Origin of the sequence: Capnocytophaga leadbetteri, from assembly GCF_003054025.1 — a bacterium.
Classification (GTDB): domain Bacteria; phylum Bacteroidota; class Bacteroidia; order Flavobacteriales; family Flavobacteriaceae; genus Capnocytophaga; species Capnocytophaga leadbetteri.
In genome coordinates, this window is the sequence record NZ_QBKG01000023.1 from 1 (window position 1) to 21959 (window position 21959).

Consider the following 21959-nt stretch of genomic DNA (forward strand, 5'->3'; position numbering starts at 1 on the left):
ACATACAAAGGTTCCAAAACAAAGAAACGTGCTGAAGCCCTCTATGAACCAGAGTATAGAGAAAAACTTTTAAAACTTTAAATGCGAACGCCGTGATTAAACATTAATTCTTAGTATTATGACAGAAGCCCAAACACTCCGACACATCATTACCACTCGCAAGAGTATATTCCCTCCTGAATATAGTGATGCATCTATAGCCAAAGAAGTATTAGAAGAGATTATCAGCTCTGCTGACTATGCTCCTAACCACAAACGCACCAAACCTTGGCGCCTAAAAGCTCATAGAGGTACTGATAAAGCCCTTTTAGGAGAAGAATTAGTACGATTGTACAAAGAAAATGTACCTGCTGAGAACTTCTCTGAGCGAAAAATGAATGAAATAGCTCAAAAAGTAGCTAAATCAGATACAATAGTAACTATTAGCATTTGTTTTAGTGGTAAAGTGCCCGAGTGGGAAGAAATAGCTGCGACAGCGATGGCTGTACAAAATATGTACCTCACCTGCACTGTCCACGGCGTAGGTTGCTATTGGGGTACCCCCGGCTTTATGTTTCAGATGAAAGATTTCTTACAATTAGAAGAAAATGAACGCTGCTACGGATTTTTCTTTATGGGAATGAAGAAGTAGAAGTAATAATACAAAACGAGCACCGGTCTAAAAAGGCTTACCTTTTTAGACCGGTGCTCGTTTTTATATTTCGTTTTGTCCTATCCTGAGTAAGTATGTACACTCATTTGAGCAGTAGGTAGGTAGTTCACGCCAAACCAACATACCAACAAAAGGATAAACGCTATCCCTACAATTACGAAGCTTTGTAGTGGTTTACGCTCATTGTGATTGTACTTGTGATGCAAATATACCAAGTAGCCCAACCAAGTGATGAAAGCCCACGTTTCTTTAGGGTCCCACGTCCAATAGTGTCCCCACGCTTCTTTTGCCCATAGCGCTCCGAAGAGCAACCCAAAGGTTAAGAATACATAACCCACCTTTATAAGCTGGTCTATCACAGCAAATATGCTGCTAGTTTCTTGTCCTTTTTTATATCGATAGATGCCATAAAAAGCTGTAAGCGATGCCATACCTAACATAGCATAGGCAAAGATATATACGATTACGTGCGGTATAAACCATACACTTTGCAGTGCTGGCATTAATGCTTTGTTCATCGTATCAGGGTGCGTATAAGTGAGCACTATAAATACGATACCCATTACAGCCGAGTAGCTAAGCATCCATTTTTGTCGATAGAGCAAGTAGATAGCGTAGCCTATGAGCCCCATAAAAAGTGAGTACCATATGCGTGTTTCTGCTAAAGTGCGCAATGGTGGACGCTCTAAGTTTTTCCAAAGTGCTATAATAAAGCCTCCTACTATAAGGGTCGCTCCTAAGTGAGTAGCTATACTCGCTACCCTTAGAGCTTTGTTTTTACTGTAAATAAGGCTACCTCCTAATAGCCAAAGTGCTACCGAGAGATAGGTTACTATGTCAAAATGATGCCACATTTCTTTTAATTATGAATTTAGAATTATGAATTTACAATTACCTCTTTCTTCCCTTTCACTTGGAACAAGAAAGCTATACCACCAGCAATAAGCAAAAATATACCTGTATAAACTACTGGTAACCAAGGGTCTGAGATAAGCTCTACCACACTGAGTTCAGACCAACGTCCTGCGCGTTCATCGTAACTCACTTGATAAATACGCCAACCTCCTACACTGATAGGATGGTTTACCTCTATGCGTTCTTCGCGTATCTCATCTTTCTTATCTTTCTGAAATACTAACACTTGCGACTGAAACTTACGTGCTTCAGGGGGGGCCATCACTAATGTATGATCTTTATCTAAGTCGATAGCACGAGGCGAAAACTGAAAGTTACCAGCTGATATCCAGTCCGTTTTCTTCTTGTGGGTGCGCAAGTCTTCTACCGTCACTTGGGCAGCGTTAGTAGCTCCCCACATAGTGTGGTTTATATAAGTGCTATCTGTATCGGGTATTGCCTTTTCAAGGTATTTATGAAGAGTAACTTTCCAATGTAGAAGAGTCATACTCTCTCCTTCTTTTTCAAGCATAAAGCCTTGTGGTTTCTCTACAGGCAGTGCTGAACCAGTAGTATCTATCACAAATAGTTTATTAGGATAAATATCTATGCTAAACTCTTTAAGCTCTAAAGCCAAAGGCAGTTGCACCATTTTGTTCTCTTCAGTAAAGGCGCGCCACTCTGCTTTGTCTTTGTAGAGATTCATTTTTAGTCGTACGATATCTCCCTGACCGAGTACACCTGCAAACATCACCAACCATAGGCCAAAGTGATTGAGCAAAAACGGAATATTCTTGCTCTCGTATACCAAAGAGCGTTTGAGTATCGCAAACCAAAGGTTCATAAGGGCTAATACAAATATAAGACCAAAATACCACGTCTTAGTCAGGTCATTTAAGCCTAATTTACCTAAAACACCTTGCATTTCTTCAGGTTTTACATTGATACTTCCAAGCCCGATAGTCAGTAGACCTAAAACGGCTACAATCACAATAGCAAACGGAGCTGATGAAAATCTACTTACGAAAGACGACTTTCTAAAAATAAAGAATACGAGCGTGGTAATCACTACAAAAGTGAACCCTGCGATGATATTATCAGGAAAGCTAAACCAGCTTTTGCTGAGGCTCCCGACAGTAAGTTGTAAAATAAGCCCTATTATAAGGGATATACACGCTACTAAGGTAGCGAATGGGTATTGCTTCATAAAAACTAAAAAATAATAATATAATAAAGACAAACTTTGCCAAAGTCTCGCAGGCTTTTCGTCCCACGACCTTTGGCAAAGTCTATATTATTGACTGTTATTGCCTAATGCGGCGTGCACTATTTTTGTGATACTAAGCGTCCTGCTTTTTTAGCTTCTTCTATCCATTTAGGCACTATAGTTTCTAAGAATTTTTTCTTAGCAGCTTCTTCTTTTGGTATATCCAAACCAATTTCTTTTTGGGCTTTAGCTTTAGTGCTGATATCAGGCATTACGAAAGCTGTTTTGATATTTAGTTTTTCTTTAAGCACATCTAAATTATTTTCAGCTTGATAAGCATAGATAAGACCATCGCTAAGGAGGCGTTCAGATTCGATAGGAGCGTGGAAAGCGGCACCGTGTGAAGAGTGTACCATATCCCAACGCCATTGTGATTTGCGGATAAGTGCCAAAGTAGGTTTCATTTGTTCTTCGTTAGCACCGTTATCCCACAAGAATTTAGCTTTGAAGTGTACTTTTGCTAATTGTTTTTCGAGTTTCATACGCATACCATATACAGCATCTTGGCGATCGTATACGTTTTTCACCAATTCTTCTTCACTTTGGCGGTGACAAGTTTGGCAACTCGCTGATACATTGCGTAGTGGGCTGCTGATATGGTGGTCAGAGAATTTCACAGCACCATCAGTTTTGTATGGCATATGGCAATCGGCACAAGAAACGCCGCGTTGTCCGTGAATACCGAGTTGAGAAAGTTCATAGTCGGGGTGTTGTGCTTTAAGGATAGGAGTACGGCTAAGTGAGTGTACATAGTCAGTCCAACCTTCTGCATCGTAGTACTCTTCCATCTTTTCAATAGTCATACCTTTATCCCAAGGGAAAGTAAGGTGTTTTTTATCACCTTTGAAGTAGTACTCTACGTGGCATTGTGCACATACTAACGAACGCATTTCTTGGTGTGTAGCATTGTTAATATCTTTTCCTTGACGTTCAAAAGCCTCAACAAGAGCTGGTTGGTGAACTTCAAGCTTCATTGTTTTAGTATTGTGGCAAGTAGCACAACCGATAGGGTTTACTATCTCGTTACCCCATTTATCCCAAGGAGCACTATAGTAATTGTCTAATCCTACTTTTTTCATTAGGCGAGGCACATCAGGGCTTTTACAAGTCCAGCAAGTACCAGGCTGAGGAGAGTGGGTAGAATCGGTAGGCGCACCTGTACGAAGGATTTTTGTTACGTCTTCAATAGCGTGCATATGCCCGCGAGGCGCGTTGTACTCTTTAGAGAAGGCATAACCAGCCCAAAGCACGACCATTTCGGGGCGCAAAGCGAGCAAATCATCATCTTGACTGCTCATATACTTAGAGCGGAATGTAGTGTCAGCAGTTGCTTTCCAAGAGTCGTACTGACGTGGGTAGAACGGTGCGAACAGCTCGTTCTTACACTCCTGATCTGGGAGGTTATTACCGCCTTTTGCGATAAACTCAGCCTCTTGTGATCTATTCATTATTGAATTAGCCAATAGTCCTAATAAGAAGGTCACTATTGCCAATATACCTGCAATTAACCAATGTTTCTTTTTCATCGCTGTATAAATTATATTTCGTTTTTTTTAATTATTACTTTTTTTACTTTTAGCGGCCATTTCTTGTAGCCAATCAGGAACGTTAGCGCCCATATCATCAATAATAGGCACGGGCGAGTTAGGAGCAGCGTTCAGCCCGCGTACGCGGCTATGCGGCACTTCGCGGTGGCATTCCCAGCAGAGCTTGCCATTGCCAGCGTGTGCCATTGGGGCAGTTACCTTGCCTATCTGCACCTCACTTACAAGGGTGCTGTGGCAGCGAATACAGTTCTCTTGCACTACTTTTTGTCCTGGTGAGTGCATCTTGATAACCTGTGGCTCCATTCGGAAGGTAAACATCGTAGCGTGGCGCAAACCGTCATTAGCTTTGAAATAATACTTACGGAAGACATTGTCGTGCGGTACGTGGCAGTCGTTGCACACGGTATTACGTCCGTGCGATGAGTGCAACCACGTAGCATACTCAGGCTCCATAATATGACAGTTCACACACGCCTTTGGATCGTCAGATAGATAGGAATGTGCTTTAGATAGGTAGAATATATACCCCGCAAGACCTATCAAGATACCTACCAAGGAAGGTATCAGAAAACGAAACCATCGTTTGTTTTTTGTTTGAGTGTCTTTATCAGTTGTCGCCATTATATAATAAATAAGGTATTTCGTGTCTTTTCGTTGCAAATATACCCCGCTTTCCTTTCATTACAAAATAAAAAACGAAAAATAGCGAAATTTATTATTATTCTAAGTAAGAAAAGGAATTAACCTATTAAAAATAAGCCAATTAGCAAATTATAAAATTCACTAATTGGCTTATCTGCTAATTTGCTAATGAGCAAAATCAGTCTTTATTTACCAAAAATAGAAAGTTCAGCTAAACAGAAATACTTAGAGCCTGCGTAGGTTTGTGTAACATCAAATCGTAGTATCTTATAAGCCGCACTAGCTTCTATCACTCCTGATGTATAGATAGTTGCAGCCCCTGCAGGCAATCCACTGCTTATAGTTGTAATTTCGGTGAAATTAGTGCCGTCATTAGAGCCTAATATCTTTATTACTTTAGGCTTACCATTAGGATGGTTCCGATTAGTATATTGGAAAGAAAATTTGCGAATAGGGTTAGCTAAAGTTACCGAAAAATTATGAGCATCATCAGTAGGGTGCACACTCCAAGCGGTATGAAAATAAGTAGCCGGATTGCCGTCTATCATATTAGCAATAGGCCCTTCACTTGGCTCTTGTGCATTAGTAGCCAACATCTCTTTTGTTAGGTGTATCTTATTAATCACCGTTCTTAGCATAAAGTCATTAGTAGGTTTGGCTACTCCTTCTTTACTTATGTGACTGATTTTTAGCGGTAGATTATAGTTACCCAATAAGTCTGCCTTTACCGTTACCCGTAGGGCAGAGCTGCGTTTAGACCCTTTGCTAAAGGTTATTTTTCCACCATTTTCTATCGTATACTGTCCTGCAGGTAGTAGGTTACTACCTGTGCTAGTAGCTACAGTACATTCAAAATCCCACGGACTAGCAAAAGGTAGGGTAAAGAAGATTTCTTGAGTAGCTTCTCCCCCATTTACGGCTATTTCTTTCTCCGATACCTCATAATCTACTGAAGGTTTTAGCAATATGGGTCTAAGCAAAAAGTAATTCTTCTCAGTATTTATCTTAGAGGTCGCACTCTTTATCTGAATGGGTACCACATAGGCAGCGGGGTTCTCAGCGGTACTCAGAAAAGTTTTGATAGCATCGTTGTTCAGTACAACACTTCCTTTCTGATACATATTGTCTGCTCCAAACTGAAACTGAGTAGTCGACAAACTATAAAGCTCAGCAGGTAATATCTTGTTAGTCGAATAGCCTAACGCCGTCATTTGTGCTTCTGTCATAACTTCTGTTTCAGCCGAAGTAACAGCTTGAGGGTTTTTGCCGGCTTTCATCACTGTAAACTCAAAAGTACCTTTCTCATTCACATCAGTATAAAGAGTCACTTCTTGGCTACCATTTTCTTTGATAAGTAGCACACTATTGTATTCGGCAGGAATAAGGTCGTACTTCTCGCAGCCCATAAGGCTCAGTACACCTATTGCGGCTATGTATTTGGTTATCTTATTCATAATTATATACTTTTTAGTTATTAGTAACCAGGTGCTTGTACCATTTGTGGGTTTTTATACACCTCACGGTCAAATACTGGTAGTAGATACATACGGTTGTTCCATTGAAAAGGTTGTTTCACAGGGGTTACCGTATTAAATTCTTCAAAGGTAGGATTTTCTTTTCCATAAGCACTCAAGCCCATACGAGTGCCCGCAGCCATTGTTTGAGGGGCTATCAGCCAACGGCGAATGTCGTAATAACGGTGTCCTTCACCCCATAGCTCTATAAAGCGCTCATTGCGTACCCAGTCGGTCATACTCATAGTGCTAAGGTCAGCAGTAGTGAGGTTAGGTACCCCTGCACGTATGCGTATAATATTGAGGTGCTCTATCGCTTGCGCATCTTCACCCAAGGCAGCTTCGCATTCTGCTAAGTTTAGGTATAACTCTGCCAAACGGATAAGACAACGAGGTTTATTTTCATAGTTCCAACCTCCATTTTTATTACAGTTCAGCTTAGGCATAATACCTTTTTGGGTGAAATAGCCGGTTACATTGTTATCACGTTGATATTTCACAGGGTTATAACCTTGTTTGTCTGCATTGCGCAATTCAATGTGTAAAGGTCTTCCGTCCGCTAACTTGCTGCCGTAATCACCATCATCAAAGGCAAACCAAGCATAAAAACGAGGTTCGCGATTTACATTTAGCTTGATAATACCAGGGCGACCGCTAATGTTAGCACTTTTATACCAATCCGATTCTGGGGCAAAACTACCATCGTGGGCAGGACGTTTACCATTTTTGGTATAAAAATATTGTATAGAGGTATTAAGTACTGGCGATACCCCACTGTAATACCCAAAGTTTTCACCATTTGATTTGGTGATGATGTGGTGTGGTAATACTCCATATGGCCAGTCTCCTTGAGGAGCTACCCCCCAGATAATTTCGTGGTTACCTTCTGAATAGCGAGTGTTAGTAAGGTAGCGCATTAGCATTACCTTCTTTAGGAAAGCTTTCCCTTCGGCAGTATTTTTATTCACACCTGGCACAAAAGGCAACTCTAAGTCTTCGCGAACATAAGCTTCTTCGTTTGTATAAAGGGCATTACCTCCTTCCGAAGTAGCAAAACTGATAGCTTCTTCGCAAGCTTGTTTAGCTCTCACCCATTTTTGTGGGTCATAGGTATAACTTACTAAAGCTTTGCCATAACCAGGGGTTTCAAAATTAGTGTTTTGCCAGTTAGGGAAAGGGAAACCACCATTCCACAGAGGGGATGCTGCATATACTAATAGCCGTGCTTTAAGAGCTTTTGCCATAGTTGATGTAGCACGCCCCCACTTTTGGCTACTGCGTTTAGCGGGTAGGTCTACCGCAGCTTCGTCAAACTTATTAACAATCCAATTTACTACATAGTCAAAATGTGAACGACCAGGATATTCTTTTTCATTAGCGTCCATATCTATATAATGATCATTGATAGGACAAGGCCCATAGATAATCAGAGTCATCATATGATAGTAAGCTAATAAGAATTTCGCTTCTGCTTTCCATTCTTTTATCTCTTCGGCGCTTACTTCGCGGGCTTTGTCTATCTCGCTCAAAAAGAGATGTATTTGCCCAATACTGCGGTAATAACCTCCCCAGCGCCATTCTGCACTGTTTGAAGCCTCATTTAGGTTGTAGTTCATCTTGCTCGCAGGAGTTTCTGACCATAGGGGTGGCAATACATACTCATCTGACACCGACTCTATAGTTTGATAACTATAAGGATTATACACAGTAGCATAGCACGAATACAAGAATTTGATAGAGGCATCATAACTCTTAGTGGCATCAGGAAGACTCGCTTGTTCAGGAGGTACTACATCCAAGTAGTCGCCACAACTTACGCTACTCATTGCTATAGTCGTAACGAGCGATAGCTGTAAGAATCTATTTTTTAAAGTATTTAAAACTTTCATACGATTACTGTTTTTATAGTGAAACGATTAGAAATGAAGTTGGAATCCCAAGCTATATACTTGTTGTAGCGGATAAGAATTCCAATTGAGTTCAGGATCCCATTGTTTAAATTTGCTAAACACGGCTAAGTTATTACCGGCTACATACACACGTCCTTGTTTGAAAGTGTAGCCCAATGATAGTTGTTTAAATCGCAAGTAGCTACCATCACGTAGCCAATAAGTACTTGGTTTAGCATTGTTGGCTGTTTCTGTGTCTTGCAACCCCAAACGTGGGTAGGTAGCGTTAGGGTCAGGGTTCGCTTCTGTCCAACGACTGTCAGCTATATACTGAAATACGTGACGGTCATTACGTCCAAAAGGTGAGTTGAGTCCTGTCATTATATTGCGTTTAGCTGCTCCGGTAAAGAATACCCCAAGGTCAAACTTCTTATAGTTAAGAGTAAAACCAAAACCGTATTGTATACGTGGCATATTACCATATTCTGAAATCATAGTGCGGTCGTTATCGTCTATCACTCCATCACCGTTCAAATCACGGTATTTTATATCACCAGGCATCACGGTACTTCCTAAGTTTTGGCGCGGACTGTTGTCTATTTCTTCTTGCGATTTAAACAAGCCTTCAGCTATAAAACCTGCGTGATAGCTAAGCGGCCAGCCTGTTTCTCCTCGCCAAGGGTATTTAAACTTCACATCATCGCGGTCTATGTATTTGTTTTGGGTGTAGGTGAAGTTTCCTCTCACTGAGGCGTGCAAATCTTTAGTAATCTTTCGGTTGTAGTTAGCACTAAACTCAAAGCCCCAGTTGTCTACTTTCCCTTTGTTAGTCCAAGGTTTAGCACCTGCATACCCTAATGATTCAGGGAAGGCTTCGCGTTTTAGCAAGATGTCATAACGTTTGTCATAGAAGTATTCAGCGGTGATATCTACTCCTAAAATCTTCATATCTGCCCCAATATTAAATTTCTTTACCTTTTCCCAAGTAGCATTGCGTACGGCATAATTCACTACTCGAGGCCCTTTGTAGGTAGTATTGAGGTCTTCACCAGTTGTATAACCGTAGTCTTTATGGTCAAATTCTACCTTAGTGATGTACAAGAAGTGTTCTGCCCCTGCGTTAAGCCCTGTACCGTCTTCACCTATCAGCCCATAAGAAGAACGTACTTTAAAGAATGGTACTATCCCTTTAATAGGTTTGAAAAAGCTTTCTTCACTAATAATCCAACCTGCTGATACTGCTGGAAAGAACTCAAAGCGTTTTCCTTTCTCAAGACGTTCAGTACCTGTATACCCAAAGTTACCTTCTAACAGATAGCGAGAATCATAGTTATAAGTCAGACGTCCAGAGTACCCTTGGTTGCGGTGAGGAAGCACATCGCTCTTAAATTCGCGTTGGGTGTAAAGTCCCATCGCATCAAAAGAGTGTTTACCTACTTTGCGTGAGTATTGCATATTGGCTTGCAAAAAGAAAGTTTGGTCTCCCTCTTTAGCTATGCTAGACTGACTGATATACTCGGTACCTGTGTTAAGCTTTTCTAACTCATAAGTTTTGTCAGCAGGGTTATAGGTGCCCGATTTTATACGGTAAGTATAAGGGTTGATAGAGCGGTTATACGAGTTGCGTGCCCAGTTCTTAAAGTTTATAAGTATAGAGCCTCTAAGTCCTTTGGTGATAAACTCAAAATCCTGATCTAACTTAAGCGAAGTGTTAAGGGTGTTTTCGCGTTGCTCTTTAAACGATCTAAGCATAGTAGCATAAAGGTTTTCTTTATAGCTATTACCAGTAATTACCGAACTACCGTAGCGTATGTGGGTATCACCTGGTTGGGCAGGAAACGTAAGCGGGAAGTTAATAGGGTTAGCATTAAGCATACCCGCAAATAGGTCTGCTGTATTGTAGTTACCTCCAGTATGTTGGCGTATTTGGGCGTTCATACGTAGGTCTATCTTAGTAGTAGGTGTAAGTTTGTAAGTGATATTGTTCTGAAAGTTGTATGCCCATCGGCTGATAGCATTATTCCAAGAATACACTTTTTTAGTTTTTATTAATCCATCATCGTGGTTGGCTTGTATACTCATATAGTAGGTGGTTTTATCACCCCCTCCTTGCATATTAAGGTTTACGCGTTGGGTAAGTGCCATATCGCGGAAAAGGGTCTTTTTCCAATCCACATCAGGATAAGCATAAGGGTCTACCTTATTGCGGGTATTGTCTATCATCTGTTGGGTGTACTTAGTAGAGCCAGCAGGGTTACGGGTCAAAAGGGCTTCGTTGTAGAGCTCCATCCAAGTAGCCCCGTCTACGAAGTTAGGGAAGTTCACCGGCACGTTGAATGACTGTTCATAGGTAACCCCTACTTTAGTCTTTTCGCGGTGTTGCCCGTTTTTGGTTTTTACAATCATTACCCCATTAGCACCACGCGAACCGTAGATAGCTGTAGCCGATGCGTCTTTAAGCACTGAAAAGCTTTCGATAGTTTCAGCAGGAATATTGTTGAGGTCTTCTGCTGAAATCTCAATGTCGTCTAAGATAATCAGCGGACGGGTTCTACCTCCAAAGGTACTAATACCTCGGATATAAAACTCTGATACACTACCAGGTTCTCCTGTTCCCGAAAGCGAGAATACCCCCGCTAATTGTCCGGCTAAGGCTGAAGTAAGAGAAGAAGAAGGCATTTTTACCTCAACACCTTTCATACTAGCTACAGCACCACTTAGGGTTACTTTCTTCTGAACATACCCCCCTGCGGTTACTACTACTTCATCAAGCTGTTCGTTTTCTGAGGTAAGCTTTACATCTATAATACCTTGTTTGCCTACGGTTATCTCTTTGTCTTTATAACCGATGTAGGAAAACTTTAGCACATCTTTAGTGCCTTGCACCTCGATGCTGTAATGACCGTCAAGGTCAGTAGATACCCCTTTAGTGGGGTTGTTTTTGATGATGACACTAGCGCCTGCTAAAGGGCCTGTTTCATCAGAAACTGTTCCGGTAATAATACGTTTTGGCTTAGGCTGTTGTGCATAGCTTTCACCGAGGCCAAAACCTATTAACAGAAACAAACAACATAAAATTCTTTGTAACATACATTAATTGGCTTTGTGATAACGGGTTAAGTTATCGGGTTAATGAATACTTTGATACGAAATTTTCGGCAAATATATAGAAGACTTACAAAACAAAAAAAAAAAAACGTAAGTTTTTTGTGATATTTTTAACAAAGACAGCGTTTTGTTAATTATATATTAAGAAGTCTTTAAGATAAATATTTGAAGTACAATAGGTTAATTAGCTAACCCGATAAGATTATTGCCAAAGAAAAAATAAGCCAATTAACAAATTCTCTCATTTGCTAATTGGCTTATTTCTTCTAATTGACTAATCGTTTAATTCTTTCGTATTACACTTAGTGTTTGTTGGGTGATACCCAATAGCGAGGCTATATGCCCTAAAGGCGCACGCATTAGTATCTGGGGGTATTTCTTCAGCAGCAACTCATACCGCTCTTGGGCGGTCTGAAACTTAATCGTGTACAGCTGCTCTCTAAGGGTTTGTATGGCCGAGACTAACAGCAATCGCATCAGCCGTTCCAGCTCCTGATGCTCATTTACCACACGCTCTACCTCTCTAAAGTCGGCTTCCCATACCACACAATCCTCCAATGCCTCTAATTGAATGGGGGTGGGACTGTCGAAATAAATATTCTCTACCGGAAAATAAAACATTTGCTCCATAAAAAAAGAATGGGTAATGTCCTTTTTCTTTTTCTCGTAGAAAGTGCGTAGCAGTCCCTGTTCCACATAGTACAGCCGTCCCTCATTGCTACCTGCTTTTTGCAGCGTTTGATACTTTTTGTAGTGCTTTTGCTCAAAAAGCCTTTCTACCAAAGGCGCAAGCACTTCGGGGGTGATAAGGGTCTCTTGGCAAATGTACTCTGTCGGACTCATAGGTACTTATTGCATATTTTTAGCCTCAATGCTTAGGGTAGCGTGGGGCACCGCCATCAAGCGACGTTTGTCTATCAGTTTACCTGTTACGCGACAGATACCATAAGTCTTATTCTCAATGCGGACAAGCGCATTCTTAAGATCGCGAATAAACTTCTCTTGTCTAATAGCCAATGCCGTGTTCTCCTCTTTGCTCGTTACCTTCGAGCCTTCTTCAAAAGCCTTAAAGGTAGGCGATGTGTCGTCAGTACCATTAGTAGCGCTGTTCATATACGAACTGCGAATAAGTTCTAAGTCTGTCTGAGCCTTTTTTATTTTCTCTTCTATAATCGCTTTAAATTCTTCTAATTCTTTGTCAGAATAGCGCACTCTTATATTTTCTTCCATAATATTCTGAGTATTTAGTTATTAATTCATTTTTTCAAGGGTGTAAAAATACAACTATTTTTGTAACTACCAAAAATAATTCCACATTTTTTACTCTTCAAGAGCTATTTCTCGCTGCAATGTCCATACCTCTACTTCTTGTATCTTGCGGTAGTCCGTTTGCCGAAAAGCGTGTCGGGTATAAAAATGCACATTCATAGCCGTATTGGTCACCAAGCGCAATTGGGTAGCCCCGCGTTGGGCTATAAAAGGCACTATACCTTGGTCTATAAACCTACCGCCTACCTTTTTGCTTTGCCATTCGGGGCTCACCACCAAACTCTCTAAGTACCACGTCCCTTCAGGCGCATTGTTTTTCGCCTGCTCGCTGCTTTGGTCAAGGAAAGGCAAAAAATGCTTCGTAGGTTTCGCGTATTGCCATAGGGCAAAAGCACCCGAGCGCAAGTAGTCCCATAAGCCGATGTGGGTTTTACCCAAATGCTGCATCACAGCCGCCGCTACAGGGGTACCTTCGTGCTCCGCCAGCAGACAGTACCCTTCGCGAATATTACTCATCGCCTGTACGTAGTGCAATTTGTTCAGATAATCAATATACTGACTATCCGAAAAGAAAAACCGATTTAGCACAGCGCGATACATATTATAATTGGCAAACGCATCGGTAAGAAGGTGAGCTACACATCTGGCATCAGCAGCCGTAGCCTGTCTGAAATGTAATTGCATAAATAATTGTTTTTTACCTCAATAGAGGGGCAAATATACAAAACTTTACTGAAACTTCAAAAAAAATCACACTCCCAAAAAACATCAATACACTAATTATTAATAAGTTAGCTTTTTCACTTAAATTTTTTCTTAAAAAAATACACTTAAAAATTTGGAGATTAAAAAAATAGCTGTACCTTTGCACCGCAAAAATGCAAAAAGATTGGTCTATGGTGTAATGGTAACACAGCAGATTTTGGTTCTGTTATTCTAGGTTCGAGTCCTAGTAGACCAACAAAAAAAGCTCTTCAGGTTTAAACTTGAAGAGCTTTTTTTATGTCTAATAGCGAAAGCTGCCTACTACTAAAAAAATTAACTTTCTAAACTACAAACTTCTCCTTTTGCTATAGATTCTGAACTGTAGAAATAAACTTTCCCCTCTTCTGAAGTTGCCTCTATAAGATATTGTGCCCCTTGGAAGTAGTGTTGCTGTACAGTAACCTGCCAGTCAGAGTGGGTACAGATGTGTATCTGATGAGGCTTCAATAGCTTACCTTTATGCCAACTTACCTCGCCAAAGAGCGAAGCAGTGTAATAATCAGTATCTTGCGCATATACGGTCAGCGTATCACCAAAATGCAATAACTCCCCGCCTTTCATTATAAGAGTTTTATCAGCAAATGAAAGAGCCTCTTTACCATCGTGGGTAGCCACTACGCAACTGATGCCGCGCTCCTTAAGGTAAGCAAAAAGCGTGCGCTGCAATTCGTTCTTCCTAAAATTATCTATCTGACTAAAAGGCTCATCTAAGAGCAACAGCTGGGGTTCTTGAGCCAGTGCCATAGCAAGGGCTACGCGCTGTTTTTCTCCCCCACTAAGGTCTAAGGCTTTGCGCTGAGCAAAATCCTGCATACCCACTAAACTGAGGAGTTCTGCCACGCGTTCTTTCTTGTAATCAAGATCGAGATTCGACACAAATTTACCGACATTTTCAGCCACAGTGTGATAAGGACCTAAACCAAAATCTTGGGCTAAATACTTCATCGCAGCATAACCGGGTACTAACTGACGCGAAGGCCCCCATACGCGGTTTTCGCAGAAGTATATACTCCCCTGCACATCTATAAGCCCATAGATAGCTTTCAGCAGCGTACTCTTCCCGCAGCCACTTTCGCCCATCACTGCCAAATGCTCACCCTGAGGCAACACAAACGATATATCTTTCAAAATCGACTGCCCACCATCATAAGCGTATGAAATATGATCAAGTTTTAGCATTAATTATTTTTCAATTTTAAACATTTGCGTGAAGTCCGACCAATTTTTAATTTCAAAAGCTCTGATATCTCTTACTGATTTTCTAAACCAAGATATGGCATCAAGAGCATTCATAGCTTTGGTTACTACATATAGATTATCTTCATTAGTCACATACACACTGCCTTGAATCCAGTAGAACCCACAGTCTGCTAACGTCTTACGAATCTCTCCATAGGCAGAGTGATAAGGCGACCCATAGTGTTTTTCTAAATCTGAAATAACCATATCAAAGGTAATAGCAAACATATCAATTCAGCTTTTTAAATAAGTATTCTTTGTCAAAAAACTCTCCTAATTCTTTGGTTTTAGCTGTAATAACAAATCCTACAAAAGGATTATCTTCAATATCTACTACTACTCCTTTTAACCATTCTTTTTCATTGGTAACCTGCGGAGCTATCAATACCTCTTCTCCTACTTTAAACAAAGGAATATGTGTCGTTTTATTAATTGCTTCCATATCCTATCAATTTAATAAGCACTCTTAAACTGCTCTAAGAAGCGCAAATCATTTTCGTAAAACATACGTATATCACCTACTTGGTACAGTAGCATCGCAATGCGCTCTATCCCCATACCAAAGGCAAAACCACTATAAGTATCGCTATCTATACCGCAGTTTTTCAATACGTTAGGGTCTGTCATTCCGCAGCCCATTATCTCAAGCCAACCAGTACCTTTAGTGATACGATAATCCACCTCATTGTTCAGTCCCCAATAAATATCTACCTCAGCACTTGGCTCGGTAAAGGGGAAATACGACGGACGTAAGCGTATGCGCGACTTGCCAAACATCTCTTTGGTGAAGTATAGCAAAGTCTGCTTAAGGTCAGCAAACGATACGTCTTTATCTATATAAAGCCCTTCTACTTGGTGAAAAAGACAGTGCGAACGCGCCGAGATAGCCTCGTTGCGGAACACCCTACCTGGCGAAATCGTGCGTATAGGCGGCTGATGCCCTTCCATATAGCGTATTTGCACCGAACTGGTGTGGGTTCTAAGCAGTATATCCGGATTCGTTTGTATAAAGAAAGTGTCCTGCATATCCCTAGCTGGGTGATATTCAGGCAAGTTTAGGGCTGTAAAGTTGTGCCAATCATCTTCTATTTCAGGCCCGTCCGACACATCAAAGCCTATGTTAGCAAAGATGGTCAGTATTTCGTTTTTCACTAACGAAATAGGGTGACGTGCCCCTAGGGGAGTAGGATATGCCGGACGGGTAAGGTCTGAATACACCCCTTTGCGCTCCTCTTTTTGCTCTAAAAGGTCGCGTATTTCTTGTATTTTAGTTTCTGTTTTTTGTTTGAGTTCATTAAGTACCTGCCCAAAAGATTTCTTTTCGGCAGCAGGCACTTCTTTAAAAGCGGCAAAAAACTCATTCAGCACCCCTTTTTTGCCGAGGTATTGAATGCGCAATTGCTCAAGTTCTTCTTTAGTCTGAACTTTAAAGTCCTCAATCTTAGCGATATGCTCTTTTATTTTATCAATTATCATAACTGCAATGCAAGTTCTTTTCTTTTTTCTAAATGGCAAAAATACTATAAAAATATGTAAGTGCCAAATTTGTTTTTTTGATTTTTTTTAATTTACCAAATTGGCAAATTGGCAAATCGACTAATTATTTATTTTGTATCCCCGCCACTTTTCTATGCACGCCTGCATATCGGCAGGCAGTTCACTGTCAAAGCGCAGGTACTCACCGCTCACAGGGTGTTCAAAACCCAAGGTCTTGGCGTGCAAGGCTTGGCGCGGCAATACGCTAAAACAGTTGTCTACAAATTGTTTATATTTGGCAAAGGTCGTCCCTTTCAGTACCTTGTCGCCTCCGTAGCGCTCATCGTTAAAGAGCGTATGCCCTATATGCTTCATATGCACCCGTATCTGGTGGGTGCGCCCTGTTTCTAATCTGCACGACACAAGGGTCACATACCCAAAACGCTCCAACACTTTGTAGTGCGTCACCGCCTCTTTGCCGTGCGACCCATCAACAAAAACATCCATCTGTAGCCTATCTTTCAGATGCCGCCCTATATGCCCGCGCACCGTACCCTCATCAGCTTCCACATTGCCCCACACAAGGGCTATATATTCGCGTTCAGTAGTCTTGTAAAAAAACTGCCGCGTCAAGTGCAGCATAGCCTCTTCGGTCTTAGCGATAACCAGCAGTCCGCTAGTATCTTTATCGATGCGATGCACCAACCCAGGACGGTTACTGCTGTTGTTAGGCAGGTTCTCAAAGTGATAGACCAGCGCATTAATAAGGGTACCGCTGTAGTTGCCGTGCCCAGGATGTACTACCATACCCGCCGGCTTGTTTACCACCAGCAGACTATCGTCTTCATACACTATTTGCAGAGGTATATTTTCGGGTATCAACAAATCCTCGTGAGGCGGATGTGCAAAATACACCTTCACCTCATCGTTAGCTTTCACGCGATGATTAGATTTCACCGGCTGACCGTTCACGAATATATTCCCTTGTTTAGCCGCCTGTTGCACCTTATTGCGGGTAGCGTTTTCCACGAAGTTCATCAAAAACTTATCCACGCGCAGCGGTTCCTGACCTTTCCCTGCCTTAAACGAGTAGTGCTCATACATCGAGGGGTTTTCCTCTTCGTCTAACTCGTCTAATTCGTCTATATCATCTATATTTTCTAATTCGTCTATATTTTTCATATTTTTATTTCCAACATCCCCCTATCCCCCCTTCAAAAGGGGGAACTCTTACCCGAACATCATACTTTGATTTGCGTGTATGCTAACCATCACATCTGCCCGTGTTGTTGACCATCACATCTCCCCATCCTGCTGACCATCACATCTCCCCCTTTGAAGGAAGTCCGCGAGCTGGCGCAGCGGAGTATGTGCAAGGGGGGATGTAATCAACTCATCGCCAAATCGTCAAATCGACTCATCGACTCATCATCTAATTCCCCATCAACTCCTCAATAGGAATTTCTGCAGGAATAGAGTCTCTCGCCTCCATACCATTACCACAGATAAGGTCAATGCGCGACGTTTTCACCAACTTATCCCCAGGTAGTACCGGTTTGCCCTGATATTGCATTTCCAGCACCATATCCTTACCGATATCATCTACATAAGTAACAGTACCGATAGCCAATCCTACCGATTGTAAGGTAGCCTCAGCGCTGCGTCGTGTTACCTGAATCACCTTGGGTACGGTCACTTTATGATAGCCCGAAGGGTTGAGGGTCAGATAGATTTTGCGGTTTTTCTTCACCCGCTCGTTAGGTTCGGGACTCTGACTTATCACGGCGAAAGGCGCATACGTAGGGTCGTATTCGGTAGAGTCGATTACCTCATAGCGCAATTGCTGTTCATCTAAGAGTATTTGCACTTGCGAGAGCGTTTTTTTGGTCAGGTTAGGCACTACTATAAACTTGCCGTGGTCAGTATAAAAGTTGAGCAATTGCAAGGAGCACCATATCAATATACCCCCAGCAATCACTGCCAACACCAACTGCCAAAACAGTGTAAGTCCTGTTTTTTTCAAAATTTCTTTGATATTCATTTTTCTTAATGATTAATTTCTTACTTCTTCTTTTTCGATAATGCCAAAAACAAGCGTTTGTGCCAGCGATAAGCACACGCTAAACATCATCCCGCCCCAGAAGCCGTGCACCACGAAACCACTCACTACCTCGCCGGCTAAAAGAATGATAACCGCATTAATTACCAGCAAGAAAAGCCCCAAGGTAACAACGGTGATAGGAATAGAAATAATGGTGAGAATAGGGCGCACCATCACATTGAGCACCGATAGCACAAAAGCCACTAAGATAGCCGAAAAAAAGTTCTCTATTTGAGCCCCTACATTAAGGTATCCCAACAAAAAAATAAGGATAGCACTTACAAAAATACCTATTAAATATTGTCGCATAAAAAATTGATTGTTTTTTGATAAAATTGAGTAGGATTTTGGGCGTGAAGCCAATGCCCCGCTTGGCTAATCGTATCGATAATTGCGTGCGGAAAGTGTGTGTATATCAAGGCTTCATCTTCAGGCATCACATACTCCGAAAACTCACCTTTCAAAAAGAGCGTCTTACCCTCATATACGTTGCTGTCGGGCAGTTCAGCCCCTATTTCGCTTTCGTTCTCTATCAGGGCAGGCAGGTTCAGGCGCAAGCCCAAGCGGTCTTTGCTCTCCCAATACAGGTTTTTAAGCAAAAACTGACGTACCCCTGGCTCGCTAACGTAAGGGGTAAGCGCTTTATCAGCTTCAGCGCGTGAGTGTATCTGGTCGAAATCCAACGAAGCCAACCCCTGCAATATCTGCTGATGATGAGGCGGAAAGAATTTAGGCGACATATCGGCTACTATTAGCGAAAGCACCTTATCAGGGTATTCCGTAGCAAAGAGCATAGCCGTTTTGCCACCCATAGAGTGTCCCATCAGGTGGAAAGCCTTCAGGTGGTGTCCTTCGGCATACGCCAATAGGTCAGCTACCATAAGCGAGTAGTTAAAGTCGGGCGAGTGAAAGCTATGTCCGTGGTTGCGTTGGTCTATCAGATGCACTTCATAGCCAGCTTCGGCATATCGCAAGCCTAAGCTACGCCAATTGTCCGACATACCTAAGAAGCCGTGCAATATCACAAAAGGAGTCCCCCCCTCGCCTATTATTTGAGAATGCAGCATTTTTTAATAATTATGTTTTTTCAATTATAATTTTCAAGCGACAAAGATACGAAATAATTACAAATTACAAATGATAAACCACAAAAACAGAAAAATTGCACTTACTACTAGAACTTACAAGGAATGGGAGGGCTGTGGGCGGTAATTATAAGGTCATCCTTCGGTGTTCCTATAGTGTTTGTATAGGGTAGGTAAAATAGTTCTTATTAAAAGTTTTTTTCTTTCTCTTGTTTGGAGTAGCTGTTTTTATTGGAGTTTGTTTATGGTTTAAAATTTGTGTATCAATTTCTACCTTGATATTTTGACTTTCTAACAACAGCTGCAAGTCTTTTATTCTTTCGAGAAGGGCAGTTTCTGTTTTTTTTCTGGATTTAACACTATAAGAAGGCGAAGAGCCTTTACTTTTGCTTACAATACGCATTTTCCCCGAGATGTTTTTCTCTTTATGGATTGTAAAGACTACTTTTTGAATATCTGTAATAAGATAGCGTTTCCCTACCAAATTGTTGATTCTCAAATAATTTTCATCTAATAGGAAAGGGTCTATGGTTATATTGTATCGCCTAAATATAAAGCGGATGATATAGCTTAAGCTTGTTAGTATAATAAGCAACAATACGGCAAAGTAGCGATCCCAAAAAGAAACCGTACTAGTTTTGGCTTTTGCTAAAACCTCATACTCTTCAGACGAAAGGGCTTTTTGTTTGATTATGTTTTTAAATTCAGCAGGAGAGGTATTCTTAAGCAAGCATATTTCAGTAGAGTAGCCTGTTTTTCCTTTAAATCTTCTCCCTCTAGCTATGTGAGTTCTCGGTCTAAAAAACAATATATTTTTTTCATTGTAAAAATAGCCATTATCCTCTTTTTTATATCCTTTAAAAGGATTGCTATCCATTGCTTTTTTGGCTTCTTTTTCCTCTAAATCATAATAATAAACGCCGTTTTCATTGGTAAAAAACAAATGATCGGTATAACTGTTATCACTTATCAGCAAATGATAGGGAGCCTCGTTGGGCATAAAAGGCTTTCCGTCGATAAATACTTTGCCCCCATTGAGGTGATAGAGATACTCAAAATAGCCGTGATTAGAGAAGATATCGGTAACAAGGTCATCGGTAAAAGTTTCATCTAATAGATGGTTTTTGTAAAACACGTGTTTTCCGTCAGAAAAATAGCAAGAAAAGCTTATTTTTTTGGAATTTTTATCACGTTCTCTCAATTCGAAAATAGGGAAGATAGTATCTTTGGCACCATCTATTTTTTCGCCTTGGTAATAGAAATAGGTGCCATCGGTAGAGACGTAAGGTGAAGAGTTGAGCGCGGAGAACTTTTGTCCGTTAGAACCGACTTGCTTTATAGGGGGGTAGTCATTAGTGCCAGCTTTAAAGTCAGGGCGAGAGGCACAAAAGTAAGTGTCTTTTCCATCGGTAAAAAGGTCATTGCCTATAGGGGTAATAGGCGGCTGTAAGGGGACGATTTGGTTGTTATGGAAAACGTGTGCTTTATCCCATCCTATTCGTTGGATTCGCAGACTTTCGGGGAATACTTGAAAAGTAGCCGCATCGGCTTCAGGTACAGGTATATAACCTTTGCCTATTATTCGGGTATATATTTTTCCTTGGTATTTATAAAAAAAGGAATCCTCTAAATAATATAGGTAAGCATGCGAGGAGAAGTGCTCATCTACTTGATAGTTATCCTTAAATATTATATAAAAAGAAGTAACAACGAAAACGAAGAGACAGGCTATCACTATACGCAAAAAACTTATCATATTTAGCCGCTTTTTGCCTTGTTGTTCTTTTAATAATTTATCCATTAGTATTTTTGTAGTTTATGCAAAGGTAATAATAATTTATAAATAAATTGTATCTTTGCACCTTAAAAATCATATTATTATGGAATTGCAAGTAGGGAAGAACTATCGGGTGATAAAAGATATTTTCAACTTTAAAGAAGGCGAAGTTTGGCTGTTAGCAGATGAAGGATACCAAATTTACTATGGTGAATACAATTTTGTATTTGTTAATGCGGAAAAATCTTGTAGACATATAGTATTACGTAATGCTTCCGATGAAGATATGGAAATATACTGCCATTTAGATAGGTATTTTGAGGAAACAGGAAAGTATCATATTCAAAACCCCCAAAGATGAAGAAAAGATTTTTGATAGTAGCCCTATTTGCGCTATTTTTAGGAGGTATTGCCGTAGCACAATCTCAAGAGCAAGCCTCAACCCTTACCGAGCTACAAGCCGACAAAGAAAAACTGGAAGCCAAGCTCGCCAAAACCCTTAAAACGCAAGCTGAAGCTAAAGATTTTTTAGCAGGCAAGCACAAAGATGCCTTTTTTGCTTTCAATAAGAACATCAGCAAAAAGCAAAGAAAGATAGCCAAAATGGTACTGCGAGGCACCAAACGGCAAGAAAAACAAATTAAAAAGGATTTGAAGAGGCTTAATAAACGCATTGAGAAAATTAGTAAATTAGAGGATTAGCCAATTTGTAGATTTGGTTGATGGGAGGAATG

General features: G+C 40.9%; 21 protein-coding genes, 1 tRNA gene and 1 pseudogene. 4 read left to right on the forward strand and 19 right to left on the reverse strand.

What is annotated here, in order from left to right:
- Positions 1 to 118 precede the first annotated feature (118 nt).
- Positions 119 to 631, forward strand: a complete 513-nt coding sequence (locus C8P65_RS11305; protein WP_107782887.1) for a nitroreductase family protein — start codon at positions 119 to 121, stop codon at positions 629 to 631.
- Positions 632 to 711: 80 nt separating this feature from the next.
- On the opposite strand, the gene ccsA is transcribed toward C8P65_RS11305, so the two are convergent.
- The 10 genes from ccsA to C8P65_RS11355 form a co-directional block, all read right to left on the reverse strand.
- Positions 712 to 1506 (reverse strand): cytochrome c biogenesis protein CcsA, encoded by a 795-nt coding sequence (gene ccsA, locus C8P65_RS11310; protein WP_107782888.1) that lies wholly within the window; start codon positions 1504 to 1506, stop codon positions 712 to 714.
- Positions 1507 to 1529: 23 nt separating this feature from the next.
- Positions 1530 to 2753: a cytochrome c biogenesis ResB family protein gene (locus C8P65_RS11315; RefSeq protein WP_107782889.1), complete on the reverse strand. Its 1224-nt coding sequence runs from the start codon at positions 2751 to 2753 to the stop codon at positions 1530 to 1532.
- 119 nt (positions 2754 to 2872) lie between these two features.
- On the reverse strand, positions 2873 to 4339 hold the full coding sequence (nrfA, locus tag C8P65_RS11320; RefSeq protein ID WP_107782890.1) for an ammonia-forming cytochrome c nitrite reductase: 1467 nt from the start codon (positions 4337 to 4339) through the stop codon (positions 2873 to 2875).
- Between the two features lie 27 nt (positions 4340 to 4366).
- Positions 4367 to 4981 (reverse strand): cytochrome c nitrite reductase small subunit, encoded by a 615-nt coding sequence (gene nrfH / locus C8P65_RS11325; protein WP_009390915.1) that lies wholly within the window; start codon positions 4979 to 4981, stop codon positions 4367 to 4369.
- Between the two features lie 206 nt (positions 4982 to 5187).
- Positions 5188 to 6456 carry a BT_3987 domain-containing protein gene (locus tag C8P65_RS11330; protein ID WP_245887404.1) on the reverse strand — a complete coding sequence of 423 codons (1269 nt, stop codon included), beginning with the start codon at positions 6454 to 6456 and terminating at the stop codon, positions 5188 to 5190.
- 20 nt (positions 6457 to 6476) lie between these two features.
- Positions 6477 to 8405, reverse strand: coding sequence for a RagB/SusD family nutrient uptake outer membrane protein (locus tag C8P65_RS11335; RefSeq protein WP_107782892.1), 1929 nt, complete (start codon positions 8403 to 8405; stop codon positions 6477 to 6479).
- 27 nt (positions 8406 to 8432) lie between these two features.
- Positions 8433 to 11495: a SusC/RagA family TonB-linked outer membrane protein gene (locus C8P65_RS11340; RefSeq protein WP_107782893.1), complete on the reverse strand. Its 3063-nt coding sequence runs from the start codon at positions 11493 to 11495 to the stop codon at positions 8433 to 8435.
- A gap of 300 nt (positions 11496 to 11795) precedes the next feature.
- Positions 11796 to 12356 carry a Crp/Fnr family transcriptional regulator gene (locus C8P65_RS11345; protein ID WP_107782894.1) on the reverse strand — a complete coding sequence of 187 codons (561 nt, stop codon included), beginning with the start codon at positions 12354 to 12356 and terminating at the stop codon, positions 11796 to 11798.
- Positions 12357 to 12362: 6 nt separating this feature from the next.
- Entirely contained in the window at positions 12363 to 12743 is a 381-nt protein-coding gene (locus C8P65_RS11350; protein ID WP_009390913.1) for a TraR/DksA family transcriptional regulator, read from the reverse strand.
- Positions 12744 to 12833: 90 nt separating this feature from the next.
- Positions 12834 to 13466 (reverse strand): GNAT family N-acetyltransferase, encoded by a 633-nt coding sequence (locus C8P65_RS11355; protein ID WP_107782895.1) that lies wholly within the window; start codon positions 13464 to 13466, stop codon positions 12834 to 12836.
- Positions 13467 to 13672: 206 nt separating this feature from the next.
- Here C8P65_RS11355 and C8P65_RS11360 point away from each other — a divergent pair.
- A tRNA-Gln gene (locus C8P65_RS11360) sits at positions 13673 to 13743 on the forward strand.
- Between the two features lie 496 nt (positions 13744 to 14239).
- Here C8P65_RS11360 and C8P65_RS12450 read toward each other — a convergent pair.
- The 9 genes and pseudogenes from C8P65_RS12450 to C8P65_RS11405 form a co-directional block, all read right to left on the reverse strand.
- Positions 14240 to 14726 (reverse strand): annotated as a pseudogene (locus tag C8P65_RS12450) (ATP-binding cassette domain-containing protein); the annotation flags it as partial.
- A 3-nt stretch (positions 14727 to 14729) separates the two neighbouring features.
- On the reverse strand, positions 14730 to 15014 hold the full coding sequence (locus tag C8P65_RS11370) for a virulence protein (protein WP_107782897.1): 285 nt from the start codon (positions 15012 to 15014) through the stop codon (positions 14730 to 14732).
- 1 nt (position 15015) lies between these two features.
- On the reverse strand, positions 15016 to 15228 hold the full coding sequence (locus C8P65_RS11375; RefSeq protein WP_095914134.1) for a transcriptional regulator: 213 nt from the start codon (positions 15226 to 15228) through the stop codon (positions 15016 to 15018).
- Positions 15229 to 15239: 11 nt separating this feature from the next.
- Entirely contained in the window at positions 15240 to 16262 is a 1023-nt protein-coding gene (gene pheS / locus C8P65_RS11380; RefSeq protein ID WP_107782898.1) for a phenylalanine--tRNA ligase subunit alpha, read from the reverse strand.
- Positions 16263 to 16382: 120 nt separating this feature from the next.
- Positions 16383 to 17444, reverse strand: coding sequence for an RluA family pseudouridine synthase (locus C8P65_RS11385; protein WP_107782899.1), 1062 nt, complete (start codon positions 17442 to 17444; stop codon positions 16383 to 16385).
- Positions 17445 to 17694: 250 nt separating this feature from the next.
- Complete coding sequence (locus C8P65_RS11390) at positions 17695 to 18303, reverse strand: PASTA domain-containing protein (RefSeq protein ID WP_107782900.1); 609 nt, start codon at positions 18301 to 18303, stop codon at positions 17695 to 17697.
- Positions 18304 to 18315: 12 nt separating this feature from the next.
- Positions 18316 to 18672: a phage holin family protein gene (locus C8P65_RS11395; RefSeq protein ID WP_107782901.1), complete on the reverse strand. Its 357-nt coding sequence runs from the start codon at positions 18670 to 18672 to the stop codon at positions 18316 to 18318.
- The gene (locus C8P65_RS11400; protein WP_107782902.1) at positions 18657 to 19430 is read right to left on the reverse strand and encodes an alpha/beta fold hydrolase; all 774 of its coding nucleotides are present in this window, start codon (positions 19428 to 19430) and stop codon (positions 18657 to 18659) included. Before C8P65_RS11400 ends, C8P65_RS11395 begins: the two co-directional genes overlap by 16 nt.
- 169 nt (positions 19431 to 19599) lie before the next feature.
- Positions 19600 to 21249 (reverse strand): DKNYY domain-containing protein, encoded by a 1650-nt coding sequence (locus C8P65_RS11405; protein ID WP_107782903.1) that lies wholly within the window; start codon positions 21247 to 21249, stop codon positions 19600 to 19602.
- A gap of 79 nt (positions 21250 to 21328) precedes the next feature.
- Here C8P65_RS11405 and C8P65_RS11410 point away from each other — a divergent pair, with 79 nt between their 5' ends.
- Both C8P65_RS11410 and C8P65_RS11415 read left to right on the forward strand, forming a co-directional pair.
- A complete protein-coding gene (locus C8P65_RS11410) occupies positions 21329 to 21586 on the forward strand; it encodes a DUF3601 domain-containing protein (protein WP_107782904.1) in 258 nt (85 codons plus the stop codon).
- Positions 21583 to 21927 carry a hypothetical protein gene (locus tag C8P65_RS11415; protein ID WP_107782905.1) on the forward strand — a complete coding sequence of 115 codons (345 nt, stop codon included), beginning with the start codon at positions 21583 to 21585 and terminating at the stop codon, positions 21925 to 21927. Before C8P65_RS11410 ends, C8P65_RS11415 begins: the two co-directional genes overlap by 4 nt.
- Positions 21928 to 21959 lie beyond the last annotated feature (32 nt).